General features: G+C 64.4%; 16 protein-coding genes. 9 read left to right on the forward strand and 7 right to left on the reverse strand.

From position 1 onward, the window contains the following. Both pncB and pncA read right to left on the reverse strand, forming a co-directional pair. A complete protein-coding gene (gene pncB, locus Q7J44_RS06365; RefSeq protein ID WP_304878131.1) occupies positions 1 to 1293 on the reverse strand; it encodes a nicotinate phosphoribosyltransferase in 1293 nt (430 codons plus the stop codon). Between the two features lie 74 nt (positions 1294 to 1367). Continuing rightward, on the reverse strand, positions 1368 to 1976 hold the full coding sequence (pncA, locus tag Q7J44_RS06370) for a bifunctional nicotinamidase/pyrazinamidase (protein ID WP_304878133.1): 609 nt from the start codon (positions 1974 to 1976) through the stop codon (positions 1368 to 1370). Positions 1977 to 2105: 129 nt separating this feature from the next. On the opposite strand from pncA, the gene Q7J44_RS06375 reads away from it, so the two are divergent. After that, positions 2106 to 3008 carry a rhodanese-related sulfurtransferase gene (locus tag Q7J44_RS06375; RefSeq protein ID WP_304878285.1) on the forward strand — a complete coding sequence of 301 codons (903 nt, stop codon included), beginning with the start codon at positions 2106 to 2108 and terminating at the stop codon, positions 3006 to 3008. 62 nt (positions 3009 to 3070) lie between these two features. Here the strand turns inward: Q7J44_RS06375 and mbfA are convergent, their stop codons facing one another. After that, positions 3071 to 4048, reverse strand: a complete 978-nt coding sequence (mbfA, locus tag Q7J44_RS06380) for an iron exporter MbfA (RefSeq protein WP_304878135.1) — start codon at positions 4046 to 4048, stop codon at positions 3071 to 3073. Between the two features lie 150 nt (positions 4049 to 4198). On the opposite strand from mbfA, the gene Q7J44_RS06385 reads away from it, so the two are divergent. Beyond that, the gene (locus tag Q7J44_RS06385; protein WP_304878137.1) at positions 4199 to 4363 is read left to right on the forward strand and encodes a hypothetical protein; all 165 of its coding nucleotides are present in this window, start codon (positions 4199 to 4201) and stop codon (positions 4361 to 4363) included. Between the two features lie 66 nt (positions 4364 to 4429). Next, positions 4430 to 5062, forward strand: a complete 633-nt coding sequence (locus Q7J44_RS06390; protein ID WP_304878139.1) for a TetR/AcrR family transcriptional regulator — start codon at positions 4430 to 4432, stop codon at positions 5060 to 5062. Here Q7J44_RS06390 and Q7J44_RS06395 read toward each other — a convergent pair. From Q7J44_RS06395 to Q7J44_RS06410, 4 genes are all read right to left on the reverse strand, one after another. Next, positions 5059 to 6294 carry a folylpolyglutamate synthase/dihydrofolate synthase family protein gene (locus Q7J44_RS06395; RefSeq protein ID WP_304878287.1) on the reverse strand — a complete coding sequence of 412 codons (1236 nt, stop codon included), beginning with the start codon at positions 6292 to 6294 and terminating at the stop codon, positions 5059 to 5061. The genes Q7J44_RS06390 and Q7J44_RS06395 overlap by 4 nt on opposite strands. A 35-nt stretch (positions 6295 to 6329) precedes the next feature. Further along, positions 6330 to 7259, reverse strand: coding sequence for an acetyl-CoA carboxylase, carboxyltransferase subunit beta (accD, locus tag Q7J44_RS06400; RefSeq protein WP_304878141.1), 930 nt, complete (start codon positions 7257 to 7259; stop codon positions 6330 to 6332). Between the two features lie 151 nt (positions 7260 to 7410). Further along, positions 7411 to 8277, reverse strand: coding sequence for a peptidoglycan DD-metalloendopeptidase family protein (locus Q7J44_RS06405; protein WP_304878142.1), 867 nt, complete (start codon positions 8275 to 8277; stop codon positions 7411 to 7413). Between the two features lie 6 nt (positions 8278 to 8283). Next, entirely contained in the window at positions 8284 to 9006 is a 723-nt protein-coding gene (locus Q7J44_RS06410) for a DUF1624 domain-containing protein (protein ID WP_304878143.1), read from the reverse strand. Positions 9007 to 9436: 430 nt separating this feature from the next. On the opposite strand from Q7J44_RS06410, the gene ilvD reads away from it, so the two are divergent. From ilvD to fghA, 6 genes are all read left to right on the forward strand, one after another. Beyond that, the gene (ilvD, locus tag Q7J44_RS06415) at positions 9437 to 11173 is read left to right on the forward strand and encodes a dihydroxy-acid dehydratase (RefSeq protein WP_370692965.1); all 1737 of its coding nucleotides are present in this window, start codon (positions 9437 to 9439) and stop codon (positions 11171 to 11173) included. Between the two features lie 13 nt (positions 11174 to 11186). Then, the gene (locus tag Q7J44_RS06420) at positions 11187 to 11723 is read left to right on the forward strand and encodes a hypothetical protein (RefSeq protein ID WP_304878147.1); all 537 of its coding nucleotides are present in this window, start codon (positions 11187 to 11189) and stop codon (positions 11721 to 11723) included. A gap of 230 nt (positions 11724 to 11953) precedes the next feature. Continuing rightward, positions 11954 to 12727: a DUF6478 family protein gene (locus tag Q7J44_RS06425; RefSeq protein ID WP_304878149.1), complete on the forward strand. Its 774-nt coding sequence runs from the start codon at positions 11954 to 11956 to the stop codon at positions 12725 to 12727. 23 nt (positions 12728 to 12750) lie between these two features. Beyond that, positions 12751 to 13125 (forward strand): hypothetical protein, encoded by a 375-nt coding sequence (locus Q7J44_RS06430; protein ID WP_304878151.1) that lies wholly within the window; start codon positions 12751 to 12753, stop codon positions 13123 to 13125. Between the two features lie 294 nt (positions 13126 to 13419). Next, complete coding sequence (locus tag Q7J44_RS06435) at positions 13420 to 14352, forward strand: AEC family transporter (protein ID WP_304878153.1); 933 nt, start codon at positions 13420 to 13422, stop codon at positions 14350 to 14352. Continuing rightward, positions 14352 to 15182, forward strand: a complete 831-nt coding sequence (gene fghA, locus Q7J44_RS06440; RefSeq protein WP_304878155.1) for an S-formylglutathione hydrolase — start codon at positions 14352 to 14354, stop codon at positions 15180 to 15182. Before Q7J44_RS06435 ends, fghA begins: the two co-directional genes overlap by 1 nt.

Raw genomic sequence — 15182 nt, forward strand, 5'->3', positions numbered from 1 at the left:
TCAGACCACCACGTCCATCGGGGCCTGTTCCCCCACATGGAACACCCGTTTGTAACGGGCAATCTCATCCGCCGGGCCCATGGCCTTGTTCGGGTTGTCGGACAGTTTGACGGTGGGCCGGCCATTGGCTGAAATCGCCTTGCAGACAAGGCTGAACGGGGCCAGCGCATCATTGGGGGCAAGGCCGCGGAAATCATTGGTCAGCATGGTGCCCCAGCCGAATGACACTTTCACCCGGCCCGCAAATTGCGCGTGCAACTCGGCAATCTTGTCAGCATCCAGCCCGTCGGAAAAGATCACCAGCTTGCTGGCCGGGTCTTCGCCCCGGTCTTTCCACCAGCGGATCGCGGTTTCCGCGCCCTTCGCAGGATCGCCGGAATCGATGCGGATGCCGGTCCATTTGGCCAGCCATTCCGGCGCGCGGGCCAGAAAACCTTCGGTGCCGTAGGTGTCGGGCAGCATGATGCGCAGATTGCCGTCATGTTCTTCGTGCCAGTCGGCCAGCACCTGATAGGGGGCCTGCGCCAGTTCGGCATCGGAATTGGCAAGGGCAGAATAGACCATTGGCAGTTCGTGGGCATTGGTGCCGATCGCCTCTACCTCGCGGCGCATGGCGATCAGGCAGTTCGAGGTGCCGATGAACTTGCCCTCCATCCCCTCGATCAGCGCTTGCACGGCCCAGTCCTGCCACATGAAGGAATGGCGCCGCCGGGTGCCGAAATCGGCCAGCTTCAACCCGTCAATCGGGCGCAGCTTTTCGATCTTGGCCCAAAGCTTGGTCATCGCGCGGGCATAGAGCACCTGCAGCTCGAACTTGCCCATGCTGCGCAGCACGGCGCGCGACCGCAGCTCCATCAGCACCGCCAGCGCGGGAATTTCCCACATCATCACTTCGGGCCACTTGCCCTCAAACGTCAGCTCATACTGGCCGTCGTGCTTTTCCAGATGATAGGGCGGCAGTTGCAGGGTTTCGAACCAGTCCATGAAATCTGGGCGGAACATCTGGCGCTTGCCGTAAAACGTGTTGCCGCGCAGAAAGGTGCTTTCCCCGCGCGACAGGCGCAGCGTGCGGATATGGTCCAGCTGTTCACGCAATTCGCCTTCGTCGATCAGATCGGTCAGGCGGATGCTTTTGGTGCGGTTGATCAGGCTGAAGGTGACCGTGGTGTCAGGCTTGTTGCGGAACACCGACTGGCACATCAGCAGTTTGTAAAAATCGGTGTCCAGCAGCGACCGGACAATCGGGTCGATCTTCCACTTGTGATTGTGGACGCGGGTGGCGATGTCGACCATGGTGCGGCTCCTGCACGGCAGTTTGGGCCGTTAAATCAACTGCGCGCCGTGCTGTCCAGTTGTGTCGGCGCTTTTCAGCCCTCCAGCGCGATGCCCTCAACCGCCAGTTTGGCCAGCATGGCGTCAAGGCTGCCCTCCAGATCAATGGCGCGGCACAGGTCCAGACGCACCGCTACTTCATACCCCAGACGCGCCGCGTCGAGGGCGGAATAGGCGACGCAGAAATCGGTGGCCAGCCCGGTCAGCACCAGCCGCGACACGCCTCTGTCACGCAGATAGCCATCCAGCCCGGTCGGCGTCGTGTGGTCATTTTCAAAAAACGCCGAATAGCTGTCGATGGCGGGGCGATAGCCTTTGCGGAGGATCAGATCGGCGCGGTCGGTCTGCAGGGCGGGGTGGAACGCAGCCCCCTTGCTGCCCTGCACGCAATGGGTGGGCCACAGCACCTGCGGGCCATAGGGCATGTCTGTCAGGCTGAAGGGGGCCGCACCGGGATGGCTGGCGGCGAAAGAGCTGTGGCCTGTGGGGTGCCAGTCCTGAGTCAGCACCACGGCGGAAAACTCAGCCATCAGCGCATTGATCCCGGGCAGGATCGCATCGCCATTCGCCACGGCAAGCGCGCCGCCGGGGCAGAAATCGTTCTGCACGTCGATCACGATCAGCGCGTCGCTGGATGGGTGCATTTTCGCCTCCGTCTTTGTGTTGGCGCAACGGTAGGGATACGCGGCCCGGTGTCAATCGCCGATGCGGCAGTGCAGCGCGCCCGCGCGCTGCGGCTTGATCCGGCACCGCGCTTGGCCTATGCCGCGCGCATGATGATCATCGCCGCGCTATACCACTTTACCCGCTTTCCCGATCCGGCCGCCTTGCGCGCGCCCTTGGCAGATCTGTGCGCAGCGCAGGGCGTAAAGGGGTCGCTGCTGCTGGCGCAGGAAGGGATCAACGGCACCATTGCGGGCCCGCGCGACGGGATAGATGCAGTGCTGGCCCATATCCGCGCGCTGCCGGGCTGCGCCGGTCTGGAGTGGAAGGAAAGCCGCGCCGAAGCCATGCCCTTTGGCCGCATGAAGGTGCGGCTGAAGCGTGAGATCGTGACCATGGGCGTGCCGGACGTGGACCCAAGGGCACGCGTCGGCCATTACGTCGAGGCGGCGGCGTGGAATGCGTTGATAAGCCAGCCTGATGTGGCGGTGATCGACACCCGCAATGATTACGAGGTTGCCATCGGTACATTTGCAGGCGCGGTCGACCCGAACACCCGTAGCTTCGGCGAATTCCCGGAATGGTGGGCCGAAAACCGCGACCGCTTTCACAACAAGCGGATTGCGATGTTCTGCACCGGCGGTATCCGCTGCGAAAAATCGACCAACTACCTGCTGTCACAGGGGGTAGAGGATGTATTCCACCTGAAAGGCGGCATCCTGAAATACCTCGAAGAGGTGCCGCAGGAAGACAGCCTGTGGCAGGGCGAATGCTACGTGTTCGATGCCCGCGTGTCAGTCGGCCATGGGCTGGTTCCGGGCCGGAACGAAAGCTGCGGCGCCTGCCGCCGCCCGGTCACGCCCGAGGGGCGGACGCATCCGGCCTATGAAAAGGGTGCCTGCTGCGCCGCCTGTGTGGAGGAATACACGTCCGAAGATCGCGCCCGTTTCCGCGAACGTCAGCGCCAGATGGAGCTTGCCGCCGCGCGCGGAGAGCCGCATCTGGGCGGCTGAGCTTCATCTTGACAAAAATACTCCGGGGTAAGGGGGCAGAGCCCCCTGCGACGCCAGCCCCCTCACCCCCCGCCGATCAGCACACCCGCCGCAAACACCAGCGCACCGCCCAGAACCACCTGCATCGCCGCACGCAGAAACGGTGTCTCCATGAAGCGGTTCTGAATCCACGCGATCGCCCAAAGCTCGATAAACACCACGACAATGGCCACGCTGGTCGCTGTCCAGAAATCGGTGATCAGATAGGGCAGGGCGTGGCCCATGCCGCCGATGGTCGTCATCACGCCTGATGCGACACCGCGTTTCCACGGGCTGCCGCGGCCCGACAGCACGCCATCATCATGCGCGGCCTCGGTAAAGCCCATCGAGATGCCCGCGCCCACACTGGCAGCAGTGCCGACCAGAAAGGTGGTCCAGGTGTCCTGCGTCGCAAAGGCAGTGGCGAAAATCGGGGCGAGGGTTGAGACAGACCCGTCCATCAGCCCCGCCAGCCCCGGCTGCACCCATGTCAGGATGAACTGGCGCTTGGCGGCGCGGTTTTCCTGATCTTCTGACCCGGAGTCGACATGGTCTGCTGTCAGGCGTGCCGCCTTGGCGTTATGGCCTGCCTCTGCCGCTGCCAGATCGCCCAGCAATCTGCGGGTGCCCGCATCACGCGTCGCTTGCGCTGCACGCAGGTAGAAGGCTTCGGCCTGCTTTTCCATCGCCTCGGCCTCGGCGCGGATGGTGTCGAGCGACAGGTTCTCCACCAGCCAGACCGGGCGGCGGGCATAGAACCCGGCGACATGTTCTCGGCGCAGCAGGGGAATCACCTCACCAAAACGCGCGCGATGCAGGTCGATCAGGCGGCGGCGGTGATCGTCTTCCTCGGTTGCCATCCCCTCGAACACCATGGCGGTCGCGCCATAGCTGCCGCGCAGGCGTTCGGCATAGCTGCGGTAGATGCGGGCGTCATCCTCTTCCGAGGAAATGGCCAGCGCCAGCACCTCTTGTTCGGACAGATCGGAAAAGCGGCGGCGGAGGGTCAGGGAGGAGAGCATGACTGATACTTTCTGGAATCATTCTAAGTTACTCTGGGTGCAGGGGGATGCAAGCGATAAAAATGAACTTACTGGTTTAGATTTAGCTTGAAATGGCAAACCAAAAGGTTCATATAAACTGAACCAATCAGTTCACTTGTGGAGATTCCCATGCGTTCCGTTCTTCTCGCCCTGACCCTCTCGCTGACCGCCCTGCCGGCCTTTGCCATTGGCGTGGTCGTTGATCTGCCAACCCTGACCTGGCCGCAGGATCAGGCCACCAGCTCGACCAAGGGCTGCGAGACTGCCACGCACACAGCGCCTGTCTGCAAGTAACCTGACCCGATGGGTGGCTTGCTGTCCCCTGTCTTCCTGACCTATGGTCGGGAAAATGGGGTGACTATGACTGAGGCTGCGGAACAGGGCGTGCGGCGGGGGCGCAAGTTTGATCAGGTGCTGGCAGGCGCCCGGACCATCTTTTTGCGCGACGGGTTTGACGGGGCGTCGGTCGATGACATTGCCCGCGAAGCCGGGGTCAGCAAGGCCACGCTTTACGCCTATTTCCCGGACAAGCAGGTGCTTTTCAGGGAAATCTGCGCAAAGGAATGCCTGCAGCAAGCCGATGAGGTTGAGGCCAGAATCGACCCGTCAATGACGGTCGAGGCAATGCTGACCCTTGCCGGAGAGCGGATCGCCGGGTTCATGATGTCGGACTTCGGGCAGAATGCGTTCCGGCTGATCAGCGGCGAAGGTGCGCGCTTTCCCGAGCTGGCGCGCGACTTCTACCGCAACGGTCCCGGTCTGGTGCATGACCGGCTGGTGCATCATCTGCACCTTCTGGTGCAGAACGGGGCGCTGCAGATCGACGATCTGGATCTGGCGGCAGAGCAGTTCATTCAGCTGTGCAAGGCATCACTGGTGGAAAAGCTGGCGTTCCGCATGGATCATCAGGTGACCGAAGACCGCGTCCGCCGCTCCGTGCGCGGCGCGGTCGAGATGTTCATCGCACGTTATGGCGTGCCGCCAAAGGCTTAGCCGTTTTCGCGCAGAATGGCCCCGGCCAGATAAAGCGAGCCACAGATCAGCACACGCGCCGCCGGATGGGTCGCGCTGATGGCCGACAGCGCATCTGCAACTGATGCTGCGGCACTGGCAGGCAGACCTGCCGATATTGCCGCATCGCGTGTGGTTTCTGCCGGCAAGGTGTTCTTTTCATTGGGAATCGATACCGCATAAAGCTGCGTGGCATGCGGGGCCAGCGGGCGCATGTAGCCGGTGACGTCCTTGGTGTTGAGCATCCCGCAGATCAGGAATGTCGGGCGCGTGGGCATGCGGGCGAGGGTCGCGGCAATTGCCTGCCCCCCAGCGGGATTGTGCCCGCCGTCGAGCCACAGCTCGACATCGGGGGCCATGTCGACCAGCGGGCCATGGCGCAGGCGCTGCATCCGCGCGGGCCAGACGGCGCGGGTGACGGCAGCCTCGCAAGCCGCCTCATCCCGGCCAAGCGCGCGCAGCGCGGCGATGGCGGCCCCCGCGTTCTGGATCTGATGCGGCCCGGGCAGGTTCGGCAGCGGCAGTTCCAGCAGGCCGGTTTCGTCCTGAAAAATCAGATGGTTGCGGTCTTCACTCACATGCCAGTGCTGGCCATAGGCAAGCAGCGGCGCGCCCATGCGGGCGGCGCGTGCCTCAATCACCGCCAGCCCCTCGGGGCTTTGAGGGCCGACGATCACCGGCACGCCGCGCTTGATGATCCCGGCCTTTTCGCCCGCGATTTCCGGCAGGGTTTCGCCCAGATATTGCTGATGGTCGATGCTGACCGGGGTGATGATGGTCAGGCGCGGTTCCACCACATTGGTCGCATCCAACCGCCCACCAAGGCCCACCTCCAACAGGGTAAAATCGGCGGGGGAGCGGGCAAAGGCCAGCAGGGCGGCGGCGGTGGTGATCTCAAAAAACGTAATGGAATCAGGGCCATTGGCCTGCACGCATTCGTCCAGCAGGGCGGTCAGCGCCGGTTCGCTGATCAGCTCGCCCTGCAGCCGGATGCGTTCGTGAAAGCGCGCCAGATGCGGCGAGGTATAGGCGTGAACCGCTGAACCCGACGCCTCCAGCCCGGCGCGGATCATCGCTTGGGTGCTGCCCTTGCCGTTGGTTCCGGCGATGTGGATCACCGGGGGCAGGTGCCGTTCGGGGTGGCCAATTGCTGCCAGCAGGCGGTGCATGCGGTCAAGCGTCAGGTCGATGACCTTGGGGTGCAGGGCCATCATCCGGTCAAGGATCGCGTCGGAGCCGGTGGCCAAGATCAACCTGCTGTGGGTGCTGGCGGCGGGGGCGCAAGGGCTGGTTCGGGTGCCGGGGCGGGCAGGTCGCCTTTCACAGCCGGGGGTTGGCTGGTCAGCATCCGCAGAATGGTGATCAGTTCGTCGCGCATCTGCTTGCGATGCGTCACCCGGTCCAGCATGCCGTGGTCCAGAAGATATTCGGCGCGCTGAAAGCCTTCGGGCAGCTTTTCGCGGATGGTTTGTTCGATCACCCGCGGCCCGGCGAAGCAGATCAGGGCGTTGGGTTCCGAGATATGAACGTCGCCCAGCATGGCGTATGAGGCCGTGACACCCCCGGTTGTAGGGTGGGTCAGCACCACCACATAGGGCAGCCGCGCCTCTTTAAGCATTTGAACTGCAACGGTTGTTCGCGGCATCTGCATCAGGGACAGGATGCCTTCCTGCATGCGGGCGCCACCGGCGGCGGAGAACAGGATCAGGGGGCGTTTGAGCTTTACGGCGCGTTCGGCGGCGGCCAGGATGGCGTTGCCGACGTACATGCCCATGGAGCCTGCCATGAAGCTGAAATCCTGCGCCACGGCCACCACGGGGGTGCGGCCCATTTCGCCTTCGGCCACCAGCATCGCCTCTTTCTCGCCGGTGGCCTTTTGTGCGGCTTTCAGGCGGTCGGGGTATTTCTTCTGATCCTTGAAGTGCAGCGGGTCGACGACCGGCTCCGGCACCTTCACCTCGGTGAAAATACCCGTGTCAAACAAGGACTTGAACCTGTCACGCGGGCTGATTGCCATGTGGTGGTCACAGTTGGAACAGACGTTCAGGTTCTCGGCCAGCTCGCGGTGGAACAGCATGGTTCCGCATTCAGAACACTTCGTCCACAGGTTTTCCGGCACCTCCCGACGCGAGAAGAGCGAGTTGATTTTCGGGCGGACGTAGTTCGAAATCCAGTTCATGCGGGCGGGCCTTTCGGGTGCCGGTCTTTGGTTTCAGATAGAGCGCCCGGGCGCGATTTGCAATCGGCAGCGGCGTATGGATCGCGTCTGGCGGGCGTATGGTTTGCGTATGGCTTACGTCATGACGTGTGTGCGCGGGGTGTTTGAGCGGTCAGGACAGGGTGAAAGCGCTGTCGGGCAGGCGCAGGATCAGGTTCGGGTCGGGGCAGATCGACTGCCAGACATCCCACAGGCTGCTGTGGCCGACGCCGTAGAAGTTGCCGCCGGTCTGGTCCAGCATGTCGGTCATGATCTGGAAATGCACATGCGGGGCCCAGCCGCCATTTTCGGGCCAGTCGCCGAGGTCGGCGATGTGCTGGCCTGCGGTGATGTGCGCGCCGGGGCGCAGCAGGGTGGGCAGGGTGGCGGCAAGGTGGCCGTAGAGGGTGAAGAACGGCAGGCCGTCCGCCGCATGTTCGACAATCAGCGTGTGGCCATAGTCAAGCGGGTCGGCGTTGTAGGTCAGGTGCAGGACTTTGCCGGGGAGTGGAGCGTAAAGCGGGGTTCCGGCGGGGGCGAAGACATCGATGCCAAGGTGCCTTGTGCGGCGTTCGGGGCTGAGGGCGTCGGCGAACTGGGCAGTGCGATAGACTGACCGATCCTCGCCATAGGTGCCGATGCCGTAGGGGATGTTTTTGCTTGTGAACCATGCATCGAAGGCGTGGCAGGAGAAGGGCGGCATGTCGGGATGTTCGCCATTGGTCAGCAGGGCAAGGGTGCGGGTGCTGGCGACATCGGGGCGGAACAGCGGCGCAAAGCTCTGGCCTTGCAGATGGGCGATGATCTGCGGGGCGGTGGGGATGGCGGGCTGGCCGCGCCCTGCCCGCAGGATGGCGCGCAGCAGGCCCTGATCGGCGGCGCGCAGGCGGGCGGCCACGGCGGACGGGCTGGCTTTGATCAGCGCTTGCAGGTCTTCGGGGGCCACGCCGCTGGCGCGCAGCGCGGTGTAGAGGTCGGGCTGATCGGGAAGCGCGTGCATGGCGGCCTACAGGTAGCGGGTGAAGACATAGACCGCGCCGAACAGCACGGGCTGATGGATCAGGTAGATGGCAAGGCTGTGCCTGCCGGGCCACAGCGCCGCGCGGCCGAGGCGGCCGGGTTGCCAGCGGCGCAACCTGTCCCATGCGCCCGCGCGGGTCATCAGCTTTGCGGTGGCGATGCCGAGGAGGACCGGGCAGAGCCATGGCAGCAGGGGTTCATAATCCATCATCGGCGGAATTTTGGATGACAGGCCAAGCCAGATCCACTGCGGGGCGTTGAACATGTCGAACCGGCCCAGCAGATGCGGGGCGGCGAAGGCGGCGGCGGCGGTGGCCACGGTCAGAATGACGGGCGCGCGCAGGAAGGCCAGCCCGATCAGGCTGCCCGCCGCGATGGCATGCAGGATGCCCCAGCGGATAAACTGCCCGCTCATCGCAAAATAGGTGGCGATGCTGACCAGCGCCGCAGCACCCGCCACCATGGCAAAGCGTTTCCAGAAGCTGTTCCAGCGGATGCCGTTGCCATGGGCCAGCCAGAGCGACACCCCGGCGAGGAACAGGAAGCTGGAGGCGATGGCGCGGGCGATCAGCGGCCATGGGCCCTGAAACACAAAGCCGGGCGGAAGATGGGCAAAAAGCATCAGATCGAAGGTAAGGTGATACCCCGCCATCGCCAGCAGGGCGAGGCTGCGGGCAAGGTCGATGGCGTGGATGCGGTGCGATGTCATGGGGCGGCACAGTAGCCATATGGGCGGCGGAGGGAAGGGGCGGTGTTGGGGGCGGAGGCCGCTCCGCCGATGCGGGGACGGGTGGCGGGGAGACCCCCGCCCTACCGGCACGGGAAACGCATCGCGGTGTGTCATGGCGAGGCGTGTGGCAGCCATGGGTAGGGCGGGGTTCACCCCGCCTTGGGGGACGGGTGGCGGGGAGACCCCCGCACGACCCGGAATTGGGGGCGTGAAAGACAGTTGCTACGCCAGAGTATGAGGCGGTGGCGGTGATGGGTAGGGCGGGGTTCACCCCGCCACATCGCGCGGCAATGGCGGGGAGACCCCCGCCCTATGCCCGCGATTCGGTTTTAATCCCTGTTTTCGCGACTTGCCCCCGGGGGGTTCGCCCATTATCCCAATGCCAGCCAGTCATTACGGGAGGATGCCCATGTCCACGAACCAGCGTTTCGACAAGTCGAAACTTCCCAGCCGTCATGTGACCGAAGGCCCGGCGCGCGCGCCGCACCGGTCGTATTTCTATGCCATGGGCATCACCGAGGAAGAGATTCACCAGCCATGGGTTGGGGTTGCGACCTGCTGGAACGAGGCGGCACCCTGCAACATCTCGCTGGCCCGTCAGGCGCAGATCGTCAAGCATGGGGTGAAAAAGGGGGGCGGCACGCCGCGCGAGTTCACCACCATCACCGTCACCGATGGTATCGCGATGGGGCATGAGGGGATGCGGTCGTCGCTCGCGTCGCGCGATGCGATTGCCGATACGGTGGAACTGACGATGCGCGGGCATTGCTATGACGCGCTGGTTGGCTTGGCCGGGTGTGACAAATCCCTGCCCGGGATGATGATGGCGATGGTGCGGCTGAACGTGCCAAGCGTGTTCATCTATGGCGGGTCGATCCTGCCGGGCCGCTACAAGGGCCAGGACATCACCGTGCAGGATATGTTCGAGGCGGTTGGCAAGAATCAGGCCGGCACCCTGTCGAATGCCGAGCTGGAGATCATGGAGCGGGTGGCGTGCCCGTCCTCGGGTGCCTGTGGCGCGCAATATACCGCCAATACGATGGCTTGTGTGTCGGAGGCTATCGGGCTGGCGTTGCTGAATTCCTCAGGCGCGCCTGCGCCTTACGAGTCGCGCGACCAGTATGGTGAGGCGTCGGGCGTGGCGGTGATGAACCTGATCGAGAAGAACATCCGTGCGCGGGACATTGTGACGCGCAAATCACTGGAAAATGCGGCGCGGGTTGTGGCCTGCACCGGGGGCAGCACCAACGGCGCGCTGCACCTGCCTGCGATTGCGCATGAGGCGGGGATCGATTTCGACCTGTTCGACGTGGCCGATATCATGCGCGACACGCCGTATTTCGTCGATCTGCGTCCGGGCGGGAAGTATGTGGCCAAAGACCTGTATGAGGTTGGCGGCGTGCCGATTGTGATGAAAGAGCTGATGAAGGCCGGGCTGATGCACGAAGACTGCATCACCGTCAGTGGCAAGACCATTGGTGAGTCTTTGGACGAGATCGTGGGTGAGGCCGATGGCCGGGTGATCTATCCGGTCTCGACCCCGATCACCCAGACGGGTGGGGTTGTCGGGCTGAAGGGCAATCTGGCACCCGATGGGGCCATCGTGAAGGTGGCGGGCATGTCGGAGGCCGAGCAGGTGTTCTCTGGCCCGGCGCGGGTGTTCGAATGTGAGGAAGATGCGTTCGAGGCGGTGAAGAATCGGGAATACTCTGAAGGCGATGTGATTGTGATCCGCAATGAAGGCCCCGCTGGCGGGCCGGGGATGCGCGAGATGCTGTCGACCACCGCGGCCCTGTCGGGGCAGGGGATGGGCAAGAAGGTGGCTTTGATCACCGATGGCCGGTTCAGTGGCGCGACCCGTGGGTTCTGTGTGGGCCATGTCGGGCCGGAGGCGGCGCATGGCGGGCCGATTGCCCTGCTGAAGACCGGCGATGTGATCACGCTGAACGCGCTGACCGGCGAGTTGTCGGTGGCTTTGACCGACGCCGAGCTGGCGGCGCGCAAGGCCGCGTGGACAGGCCCGCGTGAGACGCAATATGCCACCGGCGCGCTGTACAAATATGCAAAACTGGTCGGCGGCGCGCGCTGGGGTGCGGTGACGCATCCGGGGGCGAAGGCTGAAAAACATGTCTACATGGACCAATAGGCTGCTGAGGCCTATGGTTTTGGGGCTGGCCCTGTGCCAGCCCCTGACCGCCGGGGCAGAAACCGCGCTGCCAAAGGCGGTGACGCTGCGGGCGGAAGAGATTACCGTGCAGGGTCCGGCGGGCTATTGCCCGGACCCGGCCACGCTGCGGCAGACGGGTGGCGCGGTGGCGGTGTTGCTGGGGCGCTGCAGCGATCAGGCGGTGGGTCCGCCTGCGGTGATATCCGTCACCTTTGGCCGGGCGGGCAGTGCGGCGGTGATGGCCTCGGGCGGGGCCGAGATGTCGGCGTTCTTTGCGTCGGACGCCGGGCGCAAATCGCTGAGCAGGCGGGGGCGCGCGGCGGATGTGGCGGTAACCTCGGCCCGCAGTGTCGGCGATCTGTTCCTGTTCCGGGTGACGGACCGGGCAGAGGGCACCTATTGGCGCGGCATGACCGCGCTGAACGGGCGCACGGTGAGCGTCAAGGTGTCGGGCCCCGAGCTGGACGAGGTGGAAAGCCGCAAGCTGGTGGAAAGCACGACAAAGGCGCTGCGCCGGGCCAATCGCTGAGGCCCGCGCTGTGTGCCGGGCGTAGGGCGGGGTTCACCCCGCCTTGCCCGGAGCCTGTGGCGGGGTGAACCCCGCCCTACCCCTCGGGGGAAGCGCCGCTCTGGCGCATCCGGAGCCAGTCCTCGCCCGCAAAGTGTTTGGCGTCTTGCGTTTTTTCCGGCAATAAAGGGAATCGTTGCCGCTGCGTGAACAATCGGTGGCATTTTCCGGGTGGGGTTTCGCAAAAGCACATGGCTGGCAGGATTGATGCGTTTCTTGACCGGGTGCTGCAGCGCCGGGTGCAGCGCCGCTGGGGCGCGGTGGCCGAGCGTGCCGCCACACTGGATCTGGAAACCCTGAGCGCATTGCGCGGGCGTGCGCGGGCGATCCGCCGTCAGCTGGACCGGGTGATTCATGAAGCGGAACACCGGCTGGCGCTGCCGGTGATCGGGTCGAATGCGATGCGCCGCCCGCTGGGCACCGACTGGTCCTGGCGGCCCGCGCTGTGGCGGGGGCCAATTCCGGTGCCGGGGTTTTCAAGCGTGCCGGGGCGGGCGCTGGTCTGTGAGGGGGCGACGGTGTTTCACGATTGCCGCCATTCGGAACTGACCGTGCGCCAGATCCGCAACACGCGGCCTGACGATCTGGCGCCGTTCGGCTTTCGCATGGATGTGTTCCGCTTTGACGGGTCGTTCCTGAGCATGGTGCTGGACCTGCCGCCCGAAGCCGCCGGCGGGCTGAAGCTGCGCCATCTGATCCGGCTGGATGTGATCGTCGAGATGGAAAAGCCGCTGGAGATTTTCGCGCGGCTGAACATCAAGCACGGGCCGAATGTGGAGCAGATCGTGCGCGAGCTGCCGCTGGGCGACGAGGAGGTGATGGTCGAGTTCGACCTTGCCTATACCAAGATCAACGAAAAACGGGTGGAGCGGCTGTGGGTGGATCTGATCTTTGAGGGGCCGGAGATGAACCAGATCATCCTGCGCGATGTGACCCTTGGCCGTCGGCCCAGAGCTGAGCTATAGGTGGGCGGAATTGTGAGGCAGAGATGTCGGAAAAACGGCTGACCAGAACACGCATCCGGGCCGGGGTCTGGGAAGGCGTGCTGAGCGGGGTGGCAAGCCAGCCGAAGCTGGAGGTGCTGTTGCTGGAGCAGCCCCTTCCGGGTGTGGTGGTGGAGCCGGTTGCGGGGCGGCCCGGCGAATGGGCGGTGCGGGTGCCCATTCCGGCAGAGGTGCTGAGTGAGGGCGTGCAGACCTTCCTGATCCGCGAGGCGGGCAGCGATCAGACGCTGGCGCATTTCACCATCATCACCGGGGTGGCGATGGAGGATGATCTGCGCGCCGAGGTGGACCTTTTGCGGCAGGAGCTGGACATGCTGAAACGCGCGTTCCGGCGGCATTGTCTGGAAACGGCGGGGTAGCCGGAGCTGTCGGATCTGATGGAGCGGGCGTGCCGCCCGCATTCTATGTGTCGGGTCGCGGCTTGCGCCGCGATCCCTCCGGTCAGGGGGGCTTTGCCCCCCAGAGATTCTCTAAAGAGTGCCGCGCGAAGGGCGCGACTCCCCCCAGGATATTTTTGAACAGGAGATAAATGCAGGGTTTTCGGTGCGGCCTGCGCTGGTGCCGCGGGAAGAGTTGCGGGATATTTCCGGTCGGCGGGTTGCGGGGGCGCGGGCTTTCTGAAAGCCTGCGCTGAGCGCGTTGAAAGTGAGCCTATGCTGCCGATCCTTCTGAAAACCCTGCCGTTCTTTGCGCTGATCGGCCTTGGCTATCTGGCCGGGCGTACGCGGTTTTTCGGGGCCGAGGCGACGGCGGCGCTGACGAAATTCGTGTTTTACTTTGCGCTGTCGGCGATGCTGTTCGGCTTTGCCGCCAACCTGTCCCTGGGGCAGATTTTTGACTGGCCCTTTGTGCAGGCCTATCTGTCGGCATCGGTTCTGGTCTATCTGCTGGCGACCGGCGTGGCATTGTGGCGTGGCGTTTCGGTCGAGGAAGCGGCGGTTGAGGCGCAATGCGCGGTGGTCGGCAATGTCGGGTTCATTGGGGTGCCGATGCTGGTGTTGCTGCTGGGGGCGGCGGCGGCGGGACCGGTTCTGCTGGTGCTGGCGGTGGATCTGATCGTGTTCTCATCCGTGATCACGCTGGTGATCACTGCGCGGCGGGAAGGGCGGATGACGCTTGGGATTTTCCGGGTGCTGGGCTTCGGGCTTTTGAAGAACCCGATGATCGTGTCGATCGTGCTGGGGCTGGGTTGGGGGGCGACGGGCCGGGCGGTGCCGGTGCCGGTCAATGAGTTCCTGACCACGCTGGGCGCGGCTGCGACGCCGGGGGCGCTGTTTGCCATTGGCGCGTCTTTGGCCGGTCGCACGGCGGAGCGGGTGCAGGTAGCGGTCTGGCTGACGGCGGCGAAGCTGGTGCTGCATCCGGCGGCGGTGGCGGTGGCGGCACTGGTGATTTTCCCGGTGGAGCGGTATGCGGCGGGGGTGATGATTGCGGCGGCCGCGCTGCCGGTGGCGGGCAATGTCTATATTCTGGCCGCGCATTTCGGCGTGGCCCCGCAACGGGTGTCTACGGCGATCTTGCTGTCGACCGCGGCTTCGGTGCTGACGGTGACGGCGGTGATCGCTCTGGTGAATGGAGGACCATGATGAAAACGGTATCGGAAAACAGGGCTTTTGGTGGCGTGCAGGGGGTGTATTCGCATGCATCGGCGGCCACGGGCGGCGAGATGACCTTTGGCCTGTTCCTGCCCGAAGGGGCCGAGGACGGGCCGGTGCCGCTGATCTGGTTTCTGTCGGGGCTGACCTGCACGCATGAGAATGCGATGGTGAAGTCGAATGCGCAGCGCTGGGCGGCAGAGGCGGGGGTGGGGATCGTGTTTCCTGATACCTCGCCGCGCGGTGAGGGGGTGGCGGACAGTGCCGATTATGATCTGGGGCAGGGGGCGGGGTTCTATGTGAACGCCACGCAAAAGCCATGGGCCCCGCATTTCCGGATGTGGGATTATGTGACGGATGAGTTGCCGCGGCTGCTGTTCAGCGCCTTTCCGCTGGCCGAGGAGGCGCAGGCGATCAGCGGGCATTCGATGGGCGGGCATGGCGCGCTGACCATCGCGATGAGCTTTCCGGGGCGGTTCAAGTCGGTGTCGGCCTTTGCGCCGATCTGCCATCCCACGACCAGCGACTGGGGACGCAAGCAGTTTACGGCCTATCTGGGCCGCGATGAGAGCACATGGGCCGCGCATGATGCGACATTGCTGATGCGCAAGCGCGGGTTTGACGGGCCTATTCTGGTGGATCAGGGCACCTCGGACCAGTTTGTCGATCTGCTGAAGCCCGAGGCCTTGGCGGAAGCCATTGCGGCGCGGCGGCAGGGCGGCGCGGTGCGGATGCAGAAGGGCTATGACCACAGCTATTTCTTCGTCTCGACCTTCATGGAAGAGCATATCGGCTTTCACGCCAAGGCGCTCTATGGCTGA

The organism is Pseudotabrizicola sp. (assembly GCF_030656345.1).
Classification (GTDB): Bacteria; Pseudomonadota; Alphaproteobacteria; order Rhodobacterales; family Rhodobacteraceae; genus Pseudotabrizicola.